This window comes from Achromobacter sp. NCFB-sbj8-Ac1-l (genome assembly GCF_052695805.1).
The window spans coordinates 4,989,975-5,004,729 of sequence record NZ_CP199812.1; the positions used below are offsets into that span (position 1 = coordinate 4,989,975).

At 67.3% G+C, this 14,755-nt stretch carries 17 protein-coding genes; 3 read left to right on the forward strand and 14 right to left on the reverse strand.

The window, feature by feature from the left end; all coding sequences use genetic code 11:
• Window positions 1-2: 2 nt before the first annotated feature.
• The 5 genes from ACUDP5_RS22855 to ACUDP5_RS22875 all read right to left on the reverse strand — a co-directional run bounded on the left by ACUDP5_RS22855 (window position 3) and on the right by ACUDP5_RS22875 (window position 3,672).
• The gene (locus ACUDP5_RS22855) at window positions 3-1,193 is read right to left on the reverse strand and encodes a 5-(carboxyamino)imidazole ribonucleotide synthase (RefSeq protein ID WP_263911418.1); all 1,191 of its coding nucleotides are present in this window, start codon (window positions 1,191-1,193) and stop codon (window positions 3-5) included.
• Window positions 1,194-1,198: 5 nt separating this feature from the next.
• Window positions 1,199-1,720, reverse strand: coding sequence for a 5-(carboxyamino)imidazole ribonucleotide mutase (purE, locus tag ACUDP5_RS22860; RefSeq protein WP_025137396.1), 522 nt, complete (start codon window positions 1,718-1,720; stop codon window positions 1,199-1,201).
• A gap of 74 nt (window positions 1,721-1,794) precedes the next feature.
• Window positions 1,795-2,367, reverse strand: a complete 573-nt coding sequence (locus ACUDP5_RS22865; protein WP_263911416.1) for a disulfide bond formation protein B — start codon at window positions 2,365-2,367, stop codon at window positions 1,795-1,797.
• Between the two features lie 9 nt (window positions 2,368-2,376).
• Window positions 2,377-2,535, reverse strand: a complete 159-nt coding sequence (locus ACUDP5_RS22870; RefSeq protein WP_263911414.1) for a DUF5993 family protein — start codon at window positions 2,533-2,535, stop codon at window positions 2,377-2,379.
• A 255-nt stretch (window positions 2,536-2,790) separates the two neighbouring features.
• Window positions 2,791-3,672 (reverse strand): phosphoribosylaminoimidazolesuccinocarboxamide synthase, encoded by an 882-nt coding sequence (locus ACUDP5_RS22875; protein WP_445657267.1) that lies wholly within the window; start codon window positions 3,670-3,672, stop codon window positions 2,791-2,793.
• 174 nt (window positions 3,673-3,846) lie between these two features.
• Between ACUDP5_RS22875 and ACUDP5_RS22880 the strand changes: the two genes are divergently transcribed.
• On the forward strand, window positions 3,847-4,302 hold the full coding sequence (locus ACUDP5_RS22880; RefSeq protein ID WP_263911411.1) for a GFA family protein: 456 nt from the start codon (window positions 3,847-3,849) through the stop codon (window positions 4,300-4,302).
• 100 nt (window positions 4,303-4,402) lie between these two features.
• Here the strand turns inward: ACUDP5_RS22880 and fba are convergent, their stop codons facing one another.
• Window positions 4,403-5,467 (reverse strand): class II fructose-bisphosphate aldolase, encoded by a 1,065-nt coding sequence (fba, locus tag ACUDP5_RS22885; RefSeq protein WP_263911409.1) that lies wholly within the window; start codon window positions 5,465-5,467, stop codon window positions 4,403-4,405.
• Between the two features lie 157 nt (window positions 5,468-5,624).
• Window positions 5,625-6,524, reverse strand: coding sequence for an SMP-30/gluconolactonase/LRE family protein (locus ACUDP5_RS22890; RefSeq protein ID WP_445657268.1), 900 nt, complete (start codon window positions 6,522-6,524; stop codon window positions 5,625-5,627).
• A 342-nt stretch (window positions 6,525-6,866) separates the two neighbouring features.
• On the opposite strand from ACUDP5_RS22890, the gene ACUDP5_RS22895 reads away from it, so the two are divergent.
• Window positions 6,867-8,174, forward strand: coding sequence for a dicarboxylate/amino acid:cation symporter (locus ACUDP5_RS22895; RefSeq protein ID WP_263911407.1), 1,308 nt, complete (start codon window positions 6,867-6,869; stop codon window positions 8,172-8,174).
• Between the two features lie 175 nt (window positions 8,175-8,349).
• Window positions 8,350-8,727: a hypothetical protein gene (locus ACUDP5_RS22900; protein WP_263911406.1), complete on the forward strand. Its 378-nt coding sequence runs from the start codon at window positions 8,350-8,352 to the stop codon at window positions 8,725-8,727.
• Between the two features lie 72 nt (window positions 8,728-8,799).
• On the opposite strand, the gene ACUDP5_RS22905 is transcribed toward ACUDP5_RS22900, so the two are convergent.
• The 7 genes from ACUDP5_RS22905 to phnH form a co-directional block, all read right to left on the reverse strand.
• Window positions 8,800-9,234 (reverse strand): hypothetical protein, encoded by a 435-nt coding sequence (locus tag ACUDP5_RS22905; RefSeq protein ID WP_263911405.1) that lies wholly within the window; start codon window positions 9,232-9,234, stop codon window positions 8,800-8,802.
• Between the two features lie 167 nt (window positions 9,235-9,401).
• Window positions 9,402-10,601, reverse strand: coding sequence for an alpha-D-ribose 1-methylphosphonate 5-triphosphate diphosphatase (locus ACUDP5_RS22910; RefSeq protein WP_263911404.1), 1,200 nt, complete (start codon window positions 10,599-10,601; stop codon window positions 9,402-9,404).
• Between the two features lie 4 nt (window positions 10,602-10,605).
• Complete coding sequence (gene phnL / locus ACUDP5_RS22915; protein WP_445657269.1) at window positions 10,606-11,322, reverse strand: phosphonate C-P lyase system protein PhnL; 717 nt, start codon at window positions 11,320-11,322, stop codon at window positions 10,606-10,608.
• A gap of 2 nt (window positions 11,323-11,324) precedes the next feature.
• A complete protein-coding gene (phnK, locus tag ACUDP5_RS22920; protein WP_445657270.1) occupies window positions 11,325-12,101 on the reverse strand; it encodes a phosphonate C-P lyase system protein PhnK in 777 nt (258 codons plus the stop codon).
• Window positions 12,098-12,988, reverse strand: coding sequence for an alpha-D-ribose 1-methylphosphonate 5-phosphate C-P-lyase PhnJ (locus ACUDP5_RS22925; RefSeq protein ID WP_445657271.1), 891 nt, complete (start codon window positions 12,986-12,988; stop codon window positions 12,098-12,100). Before ACUDP5_RS22925 ends, phnK begins: the two co-directional genes overlap by 4 nt.
• Window positions 12,985-14,136: a carbon-phosphorus lyase complex subunit PhnI gene (locus ACUDP5_RS22930; protein WP_445657272.1), complete on the reverse strand. Its 1,152-nt coding sequence runs from the start codon at window positions 14,134-14,136 to the stop codon at window positions 12,985-12,987. Before ACUDP5_RS22930 ends, ACUDP5_RS22925 begins: the two co-directional genes overlap by 4 nt.
• 1 nt (window position 14,137) lies before the next feature.
• Window positions 14,138-14,755 (reverse strand): phosphonate C-P lyase system protein PhnH, encoded by a 618-nt coding sequence (phnH, locus tag ACUDP5_RS22935; protein WP_445657273.1) that lies wholly within the window; start codon window positions 14,753-14,755, stop codon window positions 14,138-14,140.

Here is a 14,755-nt window from a genome sequence, read left to right on the forward strand (position 1 = left end):
CGTTACTCGGGCGCTTGCATGCCCAGCGCGGCGGCCACGCGCGCGGCGTCGGCCTGCGCTTCGCGCAAGCTGGCCGCCACGATGGTGACGTGGCCCATCTTGCGGCCACGGCGCGCTTCGCGCTTGCCGTACAGGTGCAGCTTGGCGGAGGGCACGGCCAGCGCGGCGGCCCAGTCGGGTTCGCGCTGCGCCTCGCCGGTGGCCGACGGATACCAGATGTCGCCCAGGAGGTTCAGCATCACGGCCGGCGCCAGCAGGTCGGTGCTGCCCAGCGGCAGGCCGGCCATGGCGCGCGCCTGCTGCTCGAACTGGCTGGTGACGCAGGCGTCCATGGTGTAGTGGCCGCTGTTGTGCGGACGCGGCGCGATCTCGTTGACGATCAGGCTGCCGTCCTGCAACACGAAGAATTCCACGCACAGGACGCCGTGATAGCCCAGGCCCTGCGCGATGGCCTGCGCGGCCTCGGTGGCACGCGCCTGGCGTTCGGCGTGGGCGGCATCCTGCTTGACCGGCGCCGCGGTGGACACGGCCAGGATGCCGTCGCGGTGCACGTTGCGGGCCACCGGGAACACCACGCTCGCGCCATCGAAACCGCGCGCGATGACGACCGAGATCTCGTAGTCCAGCGGCATCAGCGCTTCGAGCACGCAGGCCACGCCGCCGAACTCGGCGAAGGCGGCCAGCGCGGCTTCGCGCGTGTCGATGCGGGCCTGGCCCTTGCCGTCGTAGCCCAGCCGGGCCACCTTGAGGATGCCCGGGAACAACGCATCGGGCGCGGCGCGCAGATCGGCTTCGCTGCGGATGGCCGCGTGCGGCGCGACTGAAATGCCCTGGCCGGCGATGAAGCTTTTTTCGGAAATGCGGTCCTGCACGATCGCCACCGCGTCGGCGGCCGGGCTGACGCGGCAACGCGTGGCCAGCGCGCGCAGGCTGTCGGCCGGCACGTTCTCGAATTCGGTGGTGACGGCCTGACAGGTGCTCGCCAGGCGCTCCAGGCCGGCCTCGTCGTCGTAGGCGGCCTGGATGTGCAGGTCCGCCACCATGCCCGCGGGGCATTCGGCGGCCGGGTCCAGCACCGCGACCTTGTAGCCCAGGCTTTGCGCCGCGTGGCAGAACATGCGGCCCAGCTGGCCGCCGCCGAGCAGGCCCAGCCAGCCGCCGGGCGCGATGGAGAAAGCAGTCGATTGCGTCATACGGATCAAGCCTCGGGCGGAACCTTCATGTCACGGGCGGCCTGCGTCTGGCGTGCGCGGAACGCCACCAGCTTCTTGTGCAGGCCCGCGTCCGTGCCCGCCAGCGTGGCGATCAGGTGCAGCGCGGCATTGGCAGCGCCGGCCTCGCCGATGGCGAAGGTGGCAACCGGCACGCCCTTGGGCATCTGCACGATGGACAAGAGCGAGTCTTCGCCGCGCAGGTACTTGGACGGCACCGGCACGCCGAACACCGGCACTTCGGTCAGCGCCGCCATCATGCCCGGCAGGTGGGCCGCGCCGCCGGCGCCGGCGATGATGCCGCGCAGGCCGCGCTCGAACGCCGCGGCGCCGTATTCGGCCATGTCCTGCGGCATGCGGTGCGCGGAGATCACGCGGGCTTCATAGGCCACGCCGAAATCTTCCAGCATGGTGACGGCGTGCTTCATGACCTCCCAATCGCTGGAAGAACCCATAATCACGCCCACCACGGGGGTGGCGTCTGCCGCTGCGGAAGTCTTGGCTGTCATAACCGATGTCGAGTAGTTGGATGGCCGCGGCGAAACCGCGAAACCCGGTATTTTACCCGGCGTCGGCGGCACCCCTACGACGGGTCGGCGGAACCCAGCCAGAGATAGCCGGTGGGGTTGTCCGGGCAGGGCCCGAAACCGCATTGCAACGTGGTGCTGCCCAGGTTGCCCAGCACCATGATGAAAAACAGGGCCATGACCACCACGCCCAGCGCCGAGACCGGCCGCTTGATCACGTTGTCGCCCCACTTGCGGTCGGCCGACAGCATCACCACGCAGAAAACGATCAGCGCGACAAAGGCAATGAAGCCCCACGTGTAGAAATGCAGGCCCAGCAGCGTCGTGCCGTAGCCCGGGTCGCCCGGCGCGATGTGCAGCAGCACCTGGCGCCCCGAGGCCACCATGCCGCCCAGCGAGGCCGCGATCGTCATGGCGTAGTGCATGGGCGATGGCCCCAGCCGCAGGTTCAGCAGCAGGCCGACCCCGGCCAGCATCAAGGCCACCCGTTGCAGCAGGCACAGCGGGCACGGCAGCTCGTCGTAGGCGAACTGCCAGGCGAATGCCAGGCCCAGGATGGCGGTCACGCCCAGCAGGGCCAGGCCGTTGAGGATGCGCGAACCGCGCGCGGGATTGCGGGAGAAAATCATGGCGCGGCCCTAGAGCGACAGCGCCAGCGGGCTGGTCATGTGGAACTGGCACCAGGCGGCGAAGACCAGCAGGGTGATCAGCCAGAACGCCACGCAAGGACGGCGCTTGCCGAGCATGCCGAACCACACCGCGACCAATCCGGTCAGGAAAGGCAACATCATTATCATGCGCAGCTCCTTTCTACGACCGGGGGGCAATGCGCCCTTGCGGCGGCTGCGGGCCGCGCCCGGCAAGTTGGCAGAGGGAAGCCGAGCGGCCTCGCCGACGGTCTCCGGGTGCAATGTGCCGGCGAGTATAGCGTAACAATAAGCAATAATTCTTAGCGAAAAGCAGGGATTTCCCTGAGCCGCCAGCCATCCCGGACAAAAAGAAACCCGCCCAAAACGCGGGCGGGTTGCGGGGTGACCGGCGCGGTCGCGAGATCAGGCGATCAGGCGATCCAGCGCTTCGCGGTACTTGGCGGCGGTCTTTTCCAGTACGTCCTGGGGCAGGCGCGGCGCAGGCGGCGTCTTGTCCCAGGGTTGCGTTTCAAGCCAGTCGCGCACGAACTGCTTGTCGAACGACGGCGGGCTGATGCCCACGCGGTAGCCGTCGGCGGGCCAGAAGCGCGAGGAATCCGGGGTCAGCACTTCGTCCATCAGGTAGAGCGTGCCATCGTCGTCCAGGCCGAATTCGAACTTGGTGTCGGCGATGATGATGCCCTTGGTGGCGGCGAACCTGGCGGCCTCGGCATACAGCTTGAGCGTGACGTCGCGGATGCGTTCGGCCATTTCCTCGCCGACTTCCTTGACCACGTGGGCGAAGTCGACGTTTTCGTCGTGCATGCCGAATTCGGCCTTGGCCGCGGGCGTGAAGATCGGCTCGGGCAGCTGGCTGGCCTGTTGCAGGCCGGCGGGCAGCTTGATGCCGCAGACGGCGCCGGTGGCCTGGTAGTCCTTCCAGCCGGAACCGATCAGGTAGCCGCGGGCCACCGCTTCGACCAGGATGGGCTTCAGACGCTTGACCACCACGGCGCGGCCGCGCACCTGGTCGATTTCGTCGGGCGCCACCACGTCTTCGGGCTTCACGCCGGTGGAGTGGTTCGGCAGGATGTGGGCCAGCTTCTGCAGCCAGAACTCGGTCAGCTCGGTCAGCACCTGCCCCTTGCCGGGGATGGGATCGTCGAGGATGACGTCGAACGCCGAGATGCGGTCCGAGGCGACGATCAGCAGCTTGTCGTCGCCCACGGCGTACATGTCGCGGACCTTACCGCGGCCCAGCAGCGGCAGGGACGTGATGCTGGATTGATGCAAAGCAGAAGTCACGGGAAAAATGGCCTATGGCAAAAATGAGGGCGCAAGAAAGCGCATAGGTTACTGCAAATAGGTCCGTCTTGCCGGGTGGCGGACCCCGGGTTAGTCTGGCTGCATTCCAAATAATGCGCCGGCCGCGAACGCGCGTCACGACGCTCCCTTTTCACCTGGAGGAGACAAAGTCGTATGCAGGAAGCATCCTTGAAACGCGCGTCCCACGCCGACGCGCAGGTTCACCTGACCGGCGGCTGCCAGTGCGGCGCCGTACGCTACGCAGTGACCGACGAGCCCATCATGGCCGCCACCTGTCATTGCCGCGATTGCCAGTATTCCAGCGGCGGCGCGCCGGCCCACGCGCTGATCTTCCCGGCCGGCTCCGTCACCCTCTTGCGCGGCCAGGCGCGCGAACACCGCTACAAGAGCGATTCCGGCCACATCGTGATGCGCAGCTTCTGTCCGGACTGTGGCACGCCGCTGTTCGGCGGCTCCGACAGCACGACGTACGAAGTGGTGCGGGCCGGTTCGCTGGACGATCCCGAGGCCTTCCACACCCGCGTCAGCCTCTGGACCGATTCGGCCCCGTCCTGGCACCACGTGGACAAGTCGGTGCCGCACTTTCCCAAGAACGGGCCGCCCGCCTGAGGCGACGCGCAAGAAAAAGGCGGGCCCACCCGGGGCCCGCCTTTTTTCGCCTGACAGCCCGCCCGGCGGCCGCCCCAGGAGGCGGGACCGGGCCAGCGGCTTACTGCACCACTTGGGCGAGCTTGCCCGAGGCGTACTGGGCGGCGATCTCGGTCAGCGGCAGCGCCTTGATCTTGCTGGCGTTGCCGGCGGTGCCGAATTCCGTGTAGCGAGCCACACAGATCGCCTTGGCGGCGGCGCGGGCCGGCTTCAGGTATTCGCGCGGGTCGAACTTTTCGGGGTTCTCGGCAAAGAAGCGGCGGATCGCGCCGGTCATGGCCAGACGGATATCGGTGTCGATATTGATCTTGCGCACGCCGTACTTGATGGCTTCCTGGATTTCCTCGACGGGCACGCCGTAGGTTTCCTTCATGTTGCCGCCGAATTCACGGATCTCGGCCAGCAGTTCCTGCGGCACGCTGGAGCTGCCGTGCATCACCAGGTGGGTGTTGGGCAGGCGGGCGTGGATTTCCTTGATGCGGGCGATCGACAGGATGTCGCCGGTGGGCTTGCGCGTGAACTTGTAGGCGCCGTGGCTGGTGCCGATGGCGATCGCCAGGGCGTCCAGCTGGGTGCGGCGCACGAAGTCGGCGGCTTGTTCCGGGTCGGTCAGCAGCTGGTCCATGGTCAGCTTGCCGTCGGCGCCGTGGCCGTCTTCCTTGTCGCCTTCCATGGTTTCGAGCGAGCCCAGGCAGCCCAGTTCGCCTTCGACGGTGACGCCCAGCTTGTGGGCGATGTCGACGACCTTCTTGGTGACGTCGACGTTGTAGTCGTAGTCGGCGATGGTCTTGCCGTCTTCTTTCAGGGAACCGTCCATCATGACGCTGGAGAAGCCCAGGTCGATGGCGCCTTGGCAGACCTTGGGCGACTGGCCGTGATCCTGGTGCATGACCACGGGGATGTGCGGGTAGGACTCAACGGCGGCCTGGATCAGGTGCTTCAGGAAGCCTTCGCCGGCATATTTGCGGGCGCCGGCCGAAGCCTGCATGATCACCGGGCTGTCGGTCTCCGCCGCGGCTTCCATGATGGCCTGGACCTGTTCCAGGTTATTGACGTTGAAAGCCGGAATGCCGTAGCCGTGCTCGGCGGCGTGGTCGAGCAACTGGCGCATGGAGACTAGGGCCATGAGTGGTCCTCCTTAGGTACTGTGGATTGAAAGATGGTTGAAATCGAGCCGAATGGCGAGATTTTACGGGGGAATCGAAGAAAGGTCTTGAAACGGCCGGTATCCCTATCCACCAGGACTAAACCGGCCGTCTGACTGGGCCGCCCGCCGACCCGCCCTAGGGGCGGCCGGCGTGCGGCACGTCCACCTGGGTCATCAGGATCCTCCCTTCGGGCTTGGCCCGGCGGTTGGCCTCGATGAAGTCGGGCGCGGCCGCCATGAACAGCGTCTTGCCGTCCGGGCCGCCCAGCGCGGCGGCGAAGATGCCGAACTCGCCGGTATCGATCTGTTCCAGGATCTTGCCGCCGCGCGCCAGCCGCACGATGCGCTTGCCGATGGCGTCGGCCACCCACAGGGCGCCCTCCGCATCCAGCGCGCCGCCGTCCGGCCCGATGGCCGAGGCTTCGATCAGCACCGACAGGTCATTGGAGTCGGGCAAGGCGCCGAAATGGGCCCAGTCGCGCCGTGGCCCCAGGGCGCCATGGGGCAGGATGTCGAATTCCGAGATGCGGTTGCCGAAGGTTTCGTTGACGATCAGGGTCTTGCCGTCGGGCGTGATGAACGAGCCATTGGGAAACCACAGCCCGTCGGCCACCACCTGGGCAACGCCGTCCGTGTCCACCCGCACCAGCGTGGTGGTGGCGAAAGGCTCGCCGGCCATCAGGTCGAAGCCGAAGTTGCCCACGTAGGCCCGGCCCTGGTCGTCCACCACCAGGTCGTTGATGGGGCCGCCCGTCAGGGCGGACAGGTCGGCATGCTGCGACAACGTGCCGTCCGCTTCGCGGCGCAGGAGCTTGCGGTCTTTCATGGACGAGATCAGCAGGCGCCCGTCGGGCAGCCAGCCCAGGCCGGAGGGCTGCTGCAGGACCCGGCAGATGACCTCGACGCGCCCTTGCAGGTCCACGGCGATCACCTGGCCGGTGTAGAAGTCCGACGCCCACAAGCGCCCGTCATGCCAGCGCAGGCCCTCCAGGTAGGTGTACCCGGACGCCAGGACGGACAATTCGCGTTTCGGCATAGCTCTGTCTCCTATATAGGCGGGGGCCTGGATGACCTCCCACCGGGCCGACCCTTGACCCGGGCAGCCCATGTTCTTGTCAGCGGCCCGCCGGCTGGCGGCGGCCCTCGGGGTGCGGTCATTTTGGCATGTCCGGCGGCCCCGCTTCGATTGTGCCGATCCGTCCCCAACCTGACAACTAACTGTCAGGTTCGCGGCGTTAACATCGCGGCCCAAAGGGTTAACCCGTGCCGCTCCGGGCGCCCTCCGGCATATCCGTCATTGGACCGATTCGCCCCGCCCCGTGCCGGCGGGTAAGGCCCCCGGCCGACCGATAGGGTCCCTGTTTTCCGTTTTTTGAAGATGAATACTAAGAAGCTGACGCGTTACATCGGCATCGCCATGGTGCTGGGCGTCGTGGTGGGTTATTTCTGCAACAAGTACGCGCAGAACGCGCAAGAGGCCAAGGACATCGCCTCGTACTTCAGCCTGATCACGGACATCTTCCTGCGCATGATCAAGATGATCATCGCGCCCCTGGTCTTCGCCACCCTGGTGTCGGGCCTGGCCAGCATGAGCGACGCCAGCGCCGTGGGCCGCATCGGCCTGCGCGCCATGTTCTGGTTCATCGCCGCCTCGGCCATCTCGCTGTTGCTGGGCCTGGCGCTGGTCAACATCTTCCAGCCCGGCGCGCACATGAACCTGGCGCTGCCGGACGCGGCCGCCACCGCCGGCCTGAAAACGGGCGACTTCACGCTGAAGGCGTTCATTGCCCACGTGTTCCCCAAGAGCATCGCCGAAGCCATGGCGAACAACGAAATCCTGCAGATCCTGGTGTTCTCGCTGTTCTTCGGCGCGGCGCTGTCGTTCGTTCGCGGCAAGGGCCACAACACGATCTACAACATGATCGACGAGCTGGCCAAGATCATGTTCCGCGTGACCGACTACGTCATGCGCTTCGCGCCCCTGGGCGTGTTCGCCGCCATGGCCGCCGCCATCACCACCGAAGGCCTGGGCGTGCTGGTCAGCTACGGCAAGCTGATCGGCGAGTTCTACCTGGGCCTGGCGCTGCTGTGGGCCATCCTGTTTGCCGTGGGCTACCTCTTCCTGGGCAAGTCCACCTTCCGCCTGGGCGGGCTGATCAAGGAACCGACCCTGCTCGCGTTTTCCACCGCCAGCAGCGAATCGGCCTACCCCAAGACGATCGAAGCGCTGGAGCGTTTCGGCGTGTCCAAGCGCATTTCGGGCTTCGTGCTGCCGCTGGGCTATTCGTTCAACCTGGACGGCTCGATGATGTACCAGTCGTTCGCCGTGCTGTTCATCGCGCAGGCCTACAACATCGAAATGACCTTCTCGCAGCAGCTCACCCTGCTGCTGGTGCTGATGGTGACCAGCAAGGGCATGGCCGGCGTGGCGCGTGCCTCGCTGGTGGTGGTGGCAGCCACGCTGCCGATGTTCCACCTGCCCGAGGCCGGCCTGCTGCTGATCATGGGCATCGACCAGTTCTTCGACATGGGCCGCACGGCCACCAACGTGGTCGGCAACAGCCTGGCCACCGCCGTCATCGCCAAGATGGAAGGCAACGAGGAAGACCTGGCGCCCAAGGCCGATGTCGGTCAACCGCTGACGGACGCCTCGCAACCGGCCCGGGCCGCCACGCGCGACGCTTGATGGCGAGGCGTCGCACTGACGCATTGCTGAATTCCAAAGCGGGCCCCGCATTCTGTTGCGGGGCCTTTTTTTGCTGCCCGCCCCGCCTTGACCTGGTTGCGCGACCGGCGCAACATAAAAGCCCCCTGGCCCCTTACGGGCGCCGCGCCTGGCCGCTGCGCCCATTGCAAACGCCATGAAACTCCCACGCTTGCGCACCGCGCTCGCCGCGGCGGCGCTGATGGCCGCGCTGCCCAGCGCGCATGCCTGGACCCGCATCTCGTGCGATCTGTCCGGCACCGTCGTCAACCTGCCCGTCACCATGCGCCAGTACCGCACCGATGGCACCGAGCTATCGAAAGTGCTGTTCCAGTTGAAGGTCAAGGCGGCGGACATTCCCGACGGCGCGCGCGCCGATACCGACTGCACGGAATTCGTCGGTCGACAGGTCGACGTGGCGCTGGACAATGTCGATGCGTCGGCGGTGCGCCGCGGCAAGCCCGTCAAGCTGCTCTACCGCTATGACGAGTCGCTGGGCGAGGCCCGCGCGACCCGCTACGAACTCATGCCCTGAGCGCCCAGGCGGCGCGCGAACACACCGCCGATGCAGAAGCGCCCCGCTGGGCGGGGCGCTTCTGGCGTGGGATCAGTCGTTGACCGAACACGAGACGGGCGAACCGTCTTCGAATTCCACATCGTAGGTGTGGACCGGGTCCCAGGGCAGCGTGAACCAGAGTTCATAACCGTCGCCGTCTTCGTCGAACAGCCACAGCGCGCGCAGCACGGCCTTCTCGGCCATGGCTTCGGCGGTTTCTTCGGCCAGCAGCTGGTCGTCTTCGATGCCCAGCTTCTTGTAGTGTTCGTACGAGTAGTTGTCGAGCAGGAACTCGGCGGCGGCCAGGACGTGGTCATCGAGGTTGTCGATGATGGCCTTGACCACTTTCGAGGCGCCGCTGTCAGGTTCTTCGCCGTCGGTCTGGATCATCACGTGGATGGGCGGGCGGCTGCCGCCCACGGGCACGTTTTCCGCGGCCCAGAGATCGGGTTCTTCGGGGTCTTGGTTGAAATTGAATCGTGCCATCGCGCGCTCCGGAAAAAAGGGAAGACGGACCCCGCAAGCCGGGGCCGCCTCGTCATCCACCCATTTAACCAGATGCGCGCGGCCCCCGCTTGCCCGGTAGCGATGTTTTTGCCCGCCGGGCCTTGCGCGGGCGCAAAAAAAAGGCGCGCGCCCGGGCGGCGGGACGATCAGGCGGCCACCAGCCCGCGCGGTTCGACGGCCGGCATCGCCGGCCTGGTCGCGGGGTAGTGGGCCGAAAACACCAATCGGCCGGCGCTCCAGGCATGGCTGATGAGCGGCAGCGTGCCCACCTGCGCCACGGCCACCAGGTCAGCGCGCAACCCCACCGCGATGCGGCCACGGTCGGACAACCCGCAGGCGTCGGCCGGATTGGCCGTCACCAGGGCCATGGCCTGCGGCAGCGTCAGATCGGTCTGCGCAGCCACCGCGAAGGCCGCGGCGATCAGCGTGGACGGCTGGTAGTCCGAGCACAGGCAGCTGGCCACGCCCGCGCGGATGGCATCGATGGCCCGCATCGAACCGCTCTGGCTCTTGCCGCGCAGCACGTTGGGCGCGCCCAGGATGGTGGGCAGGCCGCAAGACACCGCGGCGCGCGCCGTGTCCAGCGTGATCGGGAATTCGCTCATCGCCACGCCCAGGTTGCGCATGGTCGCGATGCGGTGGATCGAATCGTCGTCGTGGCTGGCCGTGGGGATGCCCAGGCCGTGCGCATGCGCCAGCAACGTTTCCACCCGCTGCACCGCGCCATCCTTCGAGCGCGTCTTGGCGCGGGCGGCCTCTTCGGCCTGCTCGCGGCTCATGGCGTGGTTGCCGATCATGTATTGCAGGTAGGACTCCAGCGTCTTGAACTGGCCCTGCCCCGGCGAATGGTCCATCACCGACAGCAGGTCCACCGCGCCCTCGTCCATCAGCGCCTGCAACACCGGCAACGAGGTCGCGTCGGTGACTTCGTAGCGGCAATGCACGCGGTTGTCGACCAGGCTGTGCGAGCGGAACGCACGCACACTGCGTACCACCTGGGCGGCGGTTTCGTTGTTGCGCACGCCCGACTCGCTGTTGGCGAACGACAGTGCATGGAAGGGCGTCGTGATGCCCGCCGCGGCGTTGCGGCGGTCCACCTGGGCCACCGCGAAATCCAGCGGAAAAAGCACTTTCGAGCGCGGCTCGGCCTCTTTTTCGATGGCGTCGCAGTGCAAGTCGATCAGGCCTGGCACCAGCGTCTGGCCGCGCAGGTCGATTTCCTGGTCGGCGCGGGCGCCGTCGGGGGCGATCGCCACGATCACCCCATCATCGATCAACACGGCGCTGTCTTCCAGCACGCGGTCCGGCAGCACGACGCGGGCGTGGGTCAGGTAGATGCTTTGCATGGGGTCACTCCACTTCGACGGCGGCCTGCGCGGGGCGCAGGGCCAGGACCTGGGTCGCCACGGCATCGCGCACTTCGGCGTCGTGGAAGATGCCGAGCAGGCAGCGTCCGGCGGCGCGCGCTTCGCGGATCAGCTCGACCACCACGGCGCGGTTGTCGGCATCCAGCGAGGCCGTCGGCTCGTCCAGCAGCAGGATGGGGTGCCGCGCAATGAAGCCGCGGGCGATGTTGACCCGCTGCTGCTCGCCGCCCGAGAACGTGGCCGGCGCCAGGCCCCACAGGCGGGACGGCACGTTCAGGCGCCGCAGCATGGTGCCGGCGCGGGCGCGGGCTTCTTCGGCATCGGTGCCGGCCATGCGCAGCGGCTCGGCCACCACGTCCAGCGCCGACACGCGCGGAATCACCCGCAGGAACTGGCTGACGTAGCCGATGACATCGCGCCGCAGCGCCAGGATGCGCTGTTCGGGCGCGCCGACCAGTTCCACCCAGTCGTTGCCGGCGCGCACGCGGATGCTGCCTTCGGTGGCCAGGTAGTTGCCATACAGGCAGCGCAGCAAGGTGCTCTTGCCGGTGCCCGACGGGCCGGCCAGCACCAGGCAGTCGCCGGCGGCGGCGTCGAAGTCCACCGCGTCCAGCACCGGCAGGCGAATGCCGCCCTGGTTGTGCAGGGTGAACATCTTTCCGAGGCCCCGCACCTCGATCATGGGAGTCGCTACAGTCATGGTCAGCTCTGCAAAATGGAAGACACCAGCAACTGGGTGTAGGGGTGCTGCGGGTCGTCGAGAATCTGGTCGGTCAGGCCGCTTTCCACCACCTCGCCGCCGCGCATGACCAGCGTGCGGTGCGCCAAGAGGCGCGCCACCGCCAGGTCGTGGGTCACCACGATCGCGGCCAGGCCCAGGTCGGTCACCAGCTGGCGCAGCAGGTCCAGCAAGCGCGCTTGCACCGAGACGTCCAGCGAGGCGGTCGGCTCGTCCATGAAGACCAGGCGCGGATGCGTCACCAGGTTGCGGGCGATCTGCAGGCGCTGCTGCATGCCGCCCGAAAACGCGGCCGGCGCATCGTCCAGGCGGCCGGCGTCGATTTCCATCTTTTCCAGCCAGTTGCCCGCGGCCTGGCGCAATTCGCCGTAGTGGCGGTCGCCCACCGCCATCAGCCGTTCGGCGATGTTGGCGCCCGCGCTGACCTGCATGCGCAGGCCGTCACGCGCGTTCTGGCGCACGAAACCCCAGTCGGTGCGCGACAACAGGCGCAGGCGCGCCCCCTGCAACCCGGCCAGGTCCGTAAAACCCTGGTCGCGGGTGTCGTACCAGACGCTGCCCGAGTCGGGCGAGGTCTGGTACGACACGGCCGACAGCAAGGTGCTCTTGCCCGAGCCAGACTCGCCCACCACGCACAGCACTTCGCCCGGAAACAGGTCGAAACTGACGTTGCGGCAGCCGTGCACGCCATCCCAGGTGCGCGTCATGTCGCGCACGGAAAGCAAAGGTTGGGCGTTCATGCGGTGGCCTCTTTCGGGTGTTGCTGCGCCTGGCGGTCGTTGCAGTATTCGGTATCGGAGCAGACGAAGCGGCGCGTGCCGGCATCGTCCAGGATGATCTCGTCCAGGAAGCTGTCGCGCGAGCCGCACACGTCGCAGCATTCCGACCACTTCTCGACGGTGAAGGGATGGTCTTCGAAATCCAGGCTCTCGACCCGCGTGTACGGCGGCACGGCGTACACGCGCTTTTCGCGGCCGGCGCCGAACAGCATCAGCGCGGGGCTGTTGTCCAGCTTGGGGTTGTCGAACTTGGGGATCGGCGACGGCCGCATCATGTAGCGGTCGTTGACGATGACGGGGTAGTCGTAGGTGGTGGCGATGTGGCCGTGCTGCGCGATGTCTTCGTACAGCTTGACGTGCATGCCGCCGTATTCGGCCAACGCATGCATGGTGCGGGTTTCGGTTTCGCTCGGCTCCAGCCAGCGCAGCGGCTCGGGAATCGGCACCTGGAACACCATGATCTGCCCGGCCGCCAGCGGCGTTTCGGGAATGCGGTGGCGAGTCTGCACGATGCTGGCGTCGCGGGTGGATTCGGTGGTGGCCACGCCGGTCACCCGGCCGAAGAAGCGGCGGATGTTGATGGCATTGGTGGTGTCGTCCGAGCCCTGGTCGATGACCTTGAGCACGTCGCCCTGGCCGATGATGGCCGCGGTGACCTGGATGCCACCCGTGCCCCAGCCGTAAGGCAGCGGCATCTCGCGGCTGCCGAACGGCACCTGGTAGCCCGGAATGGCCACGGCCTTGAGCAGCGCACGGCGCAGCATGCGCTTGGTGGATTCGTCCAGGTAGGCGAAGTTGTAGTGGTCGTCGCGTTCGACGGTGGCGGCGGAAAGGGGGGAAGCATTCATGGGGCGACGGCCTCGTCCAGCTGGCGGGTGGTGTCAGGGGTAGACGCGAGGCTCGAGACGGGTCCAGGCCCGGAGCCGGGCGCGGCACGCTCGGCGCGCAGGCGCCGCAACAACTCCAGGTTGGCCTGGAAGTCGACGTAGTGCGGCAGCTTCAAGTGCTGCACGAAACCGGAGGCCTCGACGTTGTCGCTGTGATACAGCACGAACTCGTGGTCGTTGGCCGGCGAATCGGCGCGTTCGCCCAGTTCCTGCGCCTTCAGGGCGCGGTCCACCAGCGCCATCGACATGGCCTTGCGCTCGCCGTAGCCAAAGGTCAGGCCGTAGCCGCGCGTGAACTTGGGGCCTTCTTCGCCGTTGCCGGCGAACTGGCTGACCATCTGGCATTCGGTGATCTCGATTTCGCCCACGGTGACGGCAAAGCCCAGCTCCTCGATGTGCATCTCGACCTCCAGGAAGCCATACCGGATTTCGGCGGCGAAGGGGTGGGTATTGCCGTAGCCGCGCTGCGTGGAATAGCCCATCGACAGCAGGAAACCTTCGTCGGCGCGCGCCAGGTTCTGCAGGCGCGCGGCGCGCGAGGCCGGAAAGTCCAGCGGCTGGCGGGTCAGGTCGAAGGGTTCGGGATCGCCTTCGGGAACCGCTTCGGCATCGATCAGGTCGTCGTGCGCCAGCAGGTCGGTCACGCGCGGCATGGCGCTGTCCAGCGGCTCGTCGCCCGCCGGCAAGGCGTCTGCGTGGCGCTCGGCTTCCAACGAAAAATCCAGCAGGCGCTGGGTGTAGTCGTAGGTCGGGCCCAGGATCTGGCCGCCGGGCACGTCCTTGAAGGTGGAAGAAATGCGGCGTTGCAGGCGCATGCGGCCCGTGTCGATCGGCTGCGTATAGCCATAGCGCGACAGGGTCGTGCGGTAGGCGCGCAACAGGAACACGGCTTCGATCACGTCGCCCGCGGCCTGCTTGAGCGCCAGCGCCGCCAGTTGCGGATCGTAGAGCGAGCCCTCGGCCATCACGCGCGACACCGCCAGCGGCATCTGTTCGCGGATCTGCTCCAGGCTGAGCTCGGGCACGGCGCGGTCGCCGCGCCGGTAGTCGTCCAGCATGCGATAGGAATTGAGGATGGCGCGTTCGCCCCCTTTGACGGCCACGTACATGTCAGTTCTCCACGCGCGTGCTGCGAGGCAGCGCGCACAGTTGCCGCCCGTGCGTCAGGAAGACGTCGACGCCCAGCGGAAAACGTTGATGGTTCAGGCGCCATTCGCGCCAGAAACCGTCGGGCAGCCCGGCGGCGCGCAGCGCCTGGCGGGTCTGGATGCCGGGGCCGGTCAGCGTGACTTCGGCACCCGATTCCAGCGATTCGACTTCGATCAGCAGCGTGGTCGACAGGTCGGGATACGCCGGGTCGCCGGGATGGCAGGCCGACAGGGCCGGCGCCGCACACCCCGCCGGCACGCAGGCAAAGCGCGCCAGCGACGGCGACGGCACGAGCGGGCAGGCGCAATGAAAGCGCAGGAAATCCAGCACGCCGCTATCGATGCCGTCGGGCAGCCACAGCGGCGTGTCGACGTCGACCAGCGTCAGGAGCAGCGCGGCCAATGCGGGCGACAACCCGGCGGGCACGCCGCTGGTGGCAGCCGTTTCGACGACGCGGCCGGGATGCGCCATGGCATCCAGCGCCGTGCGGAAAGTGGCCTGCGCGTCATTCACCGGGTCCGCAAAACCCGGCAGCAGTTTGCGGCTGGCGGCCGACGCGTTCGTGATGTGTTGCTGCAT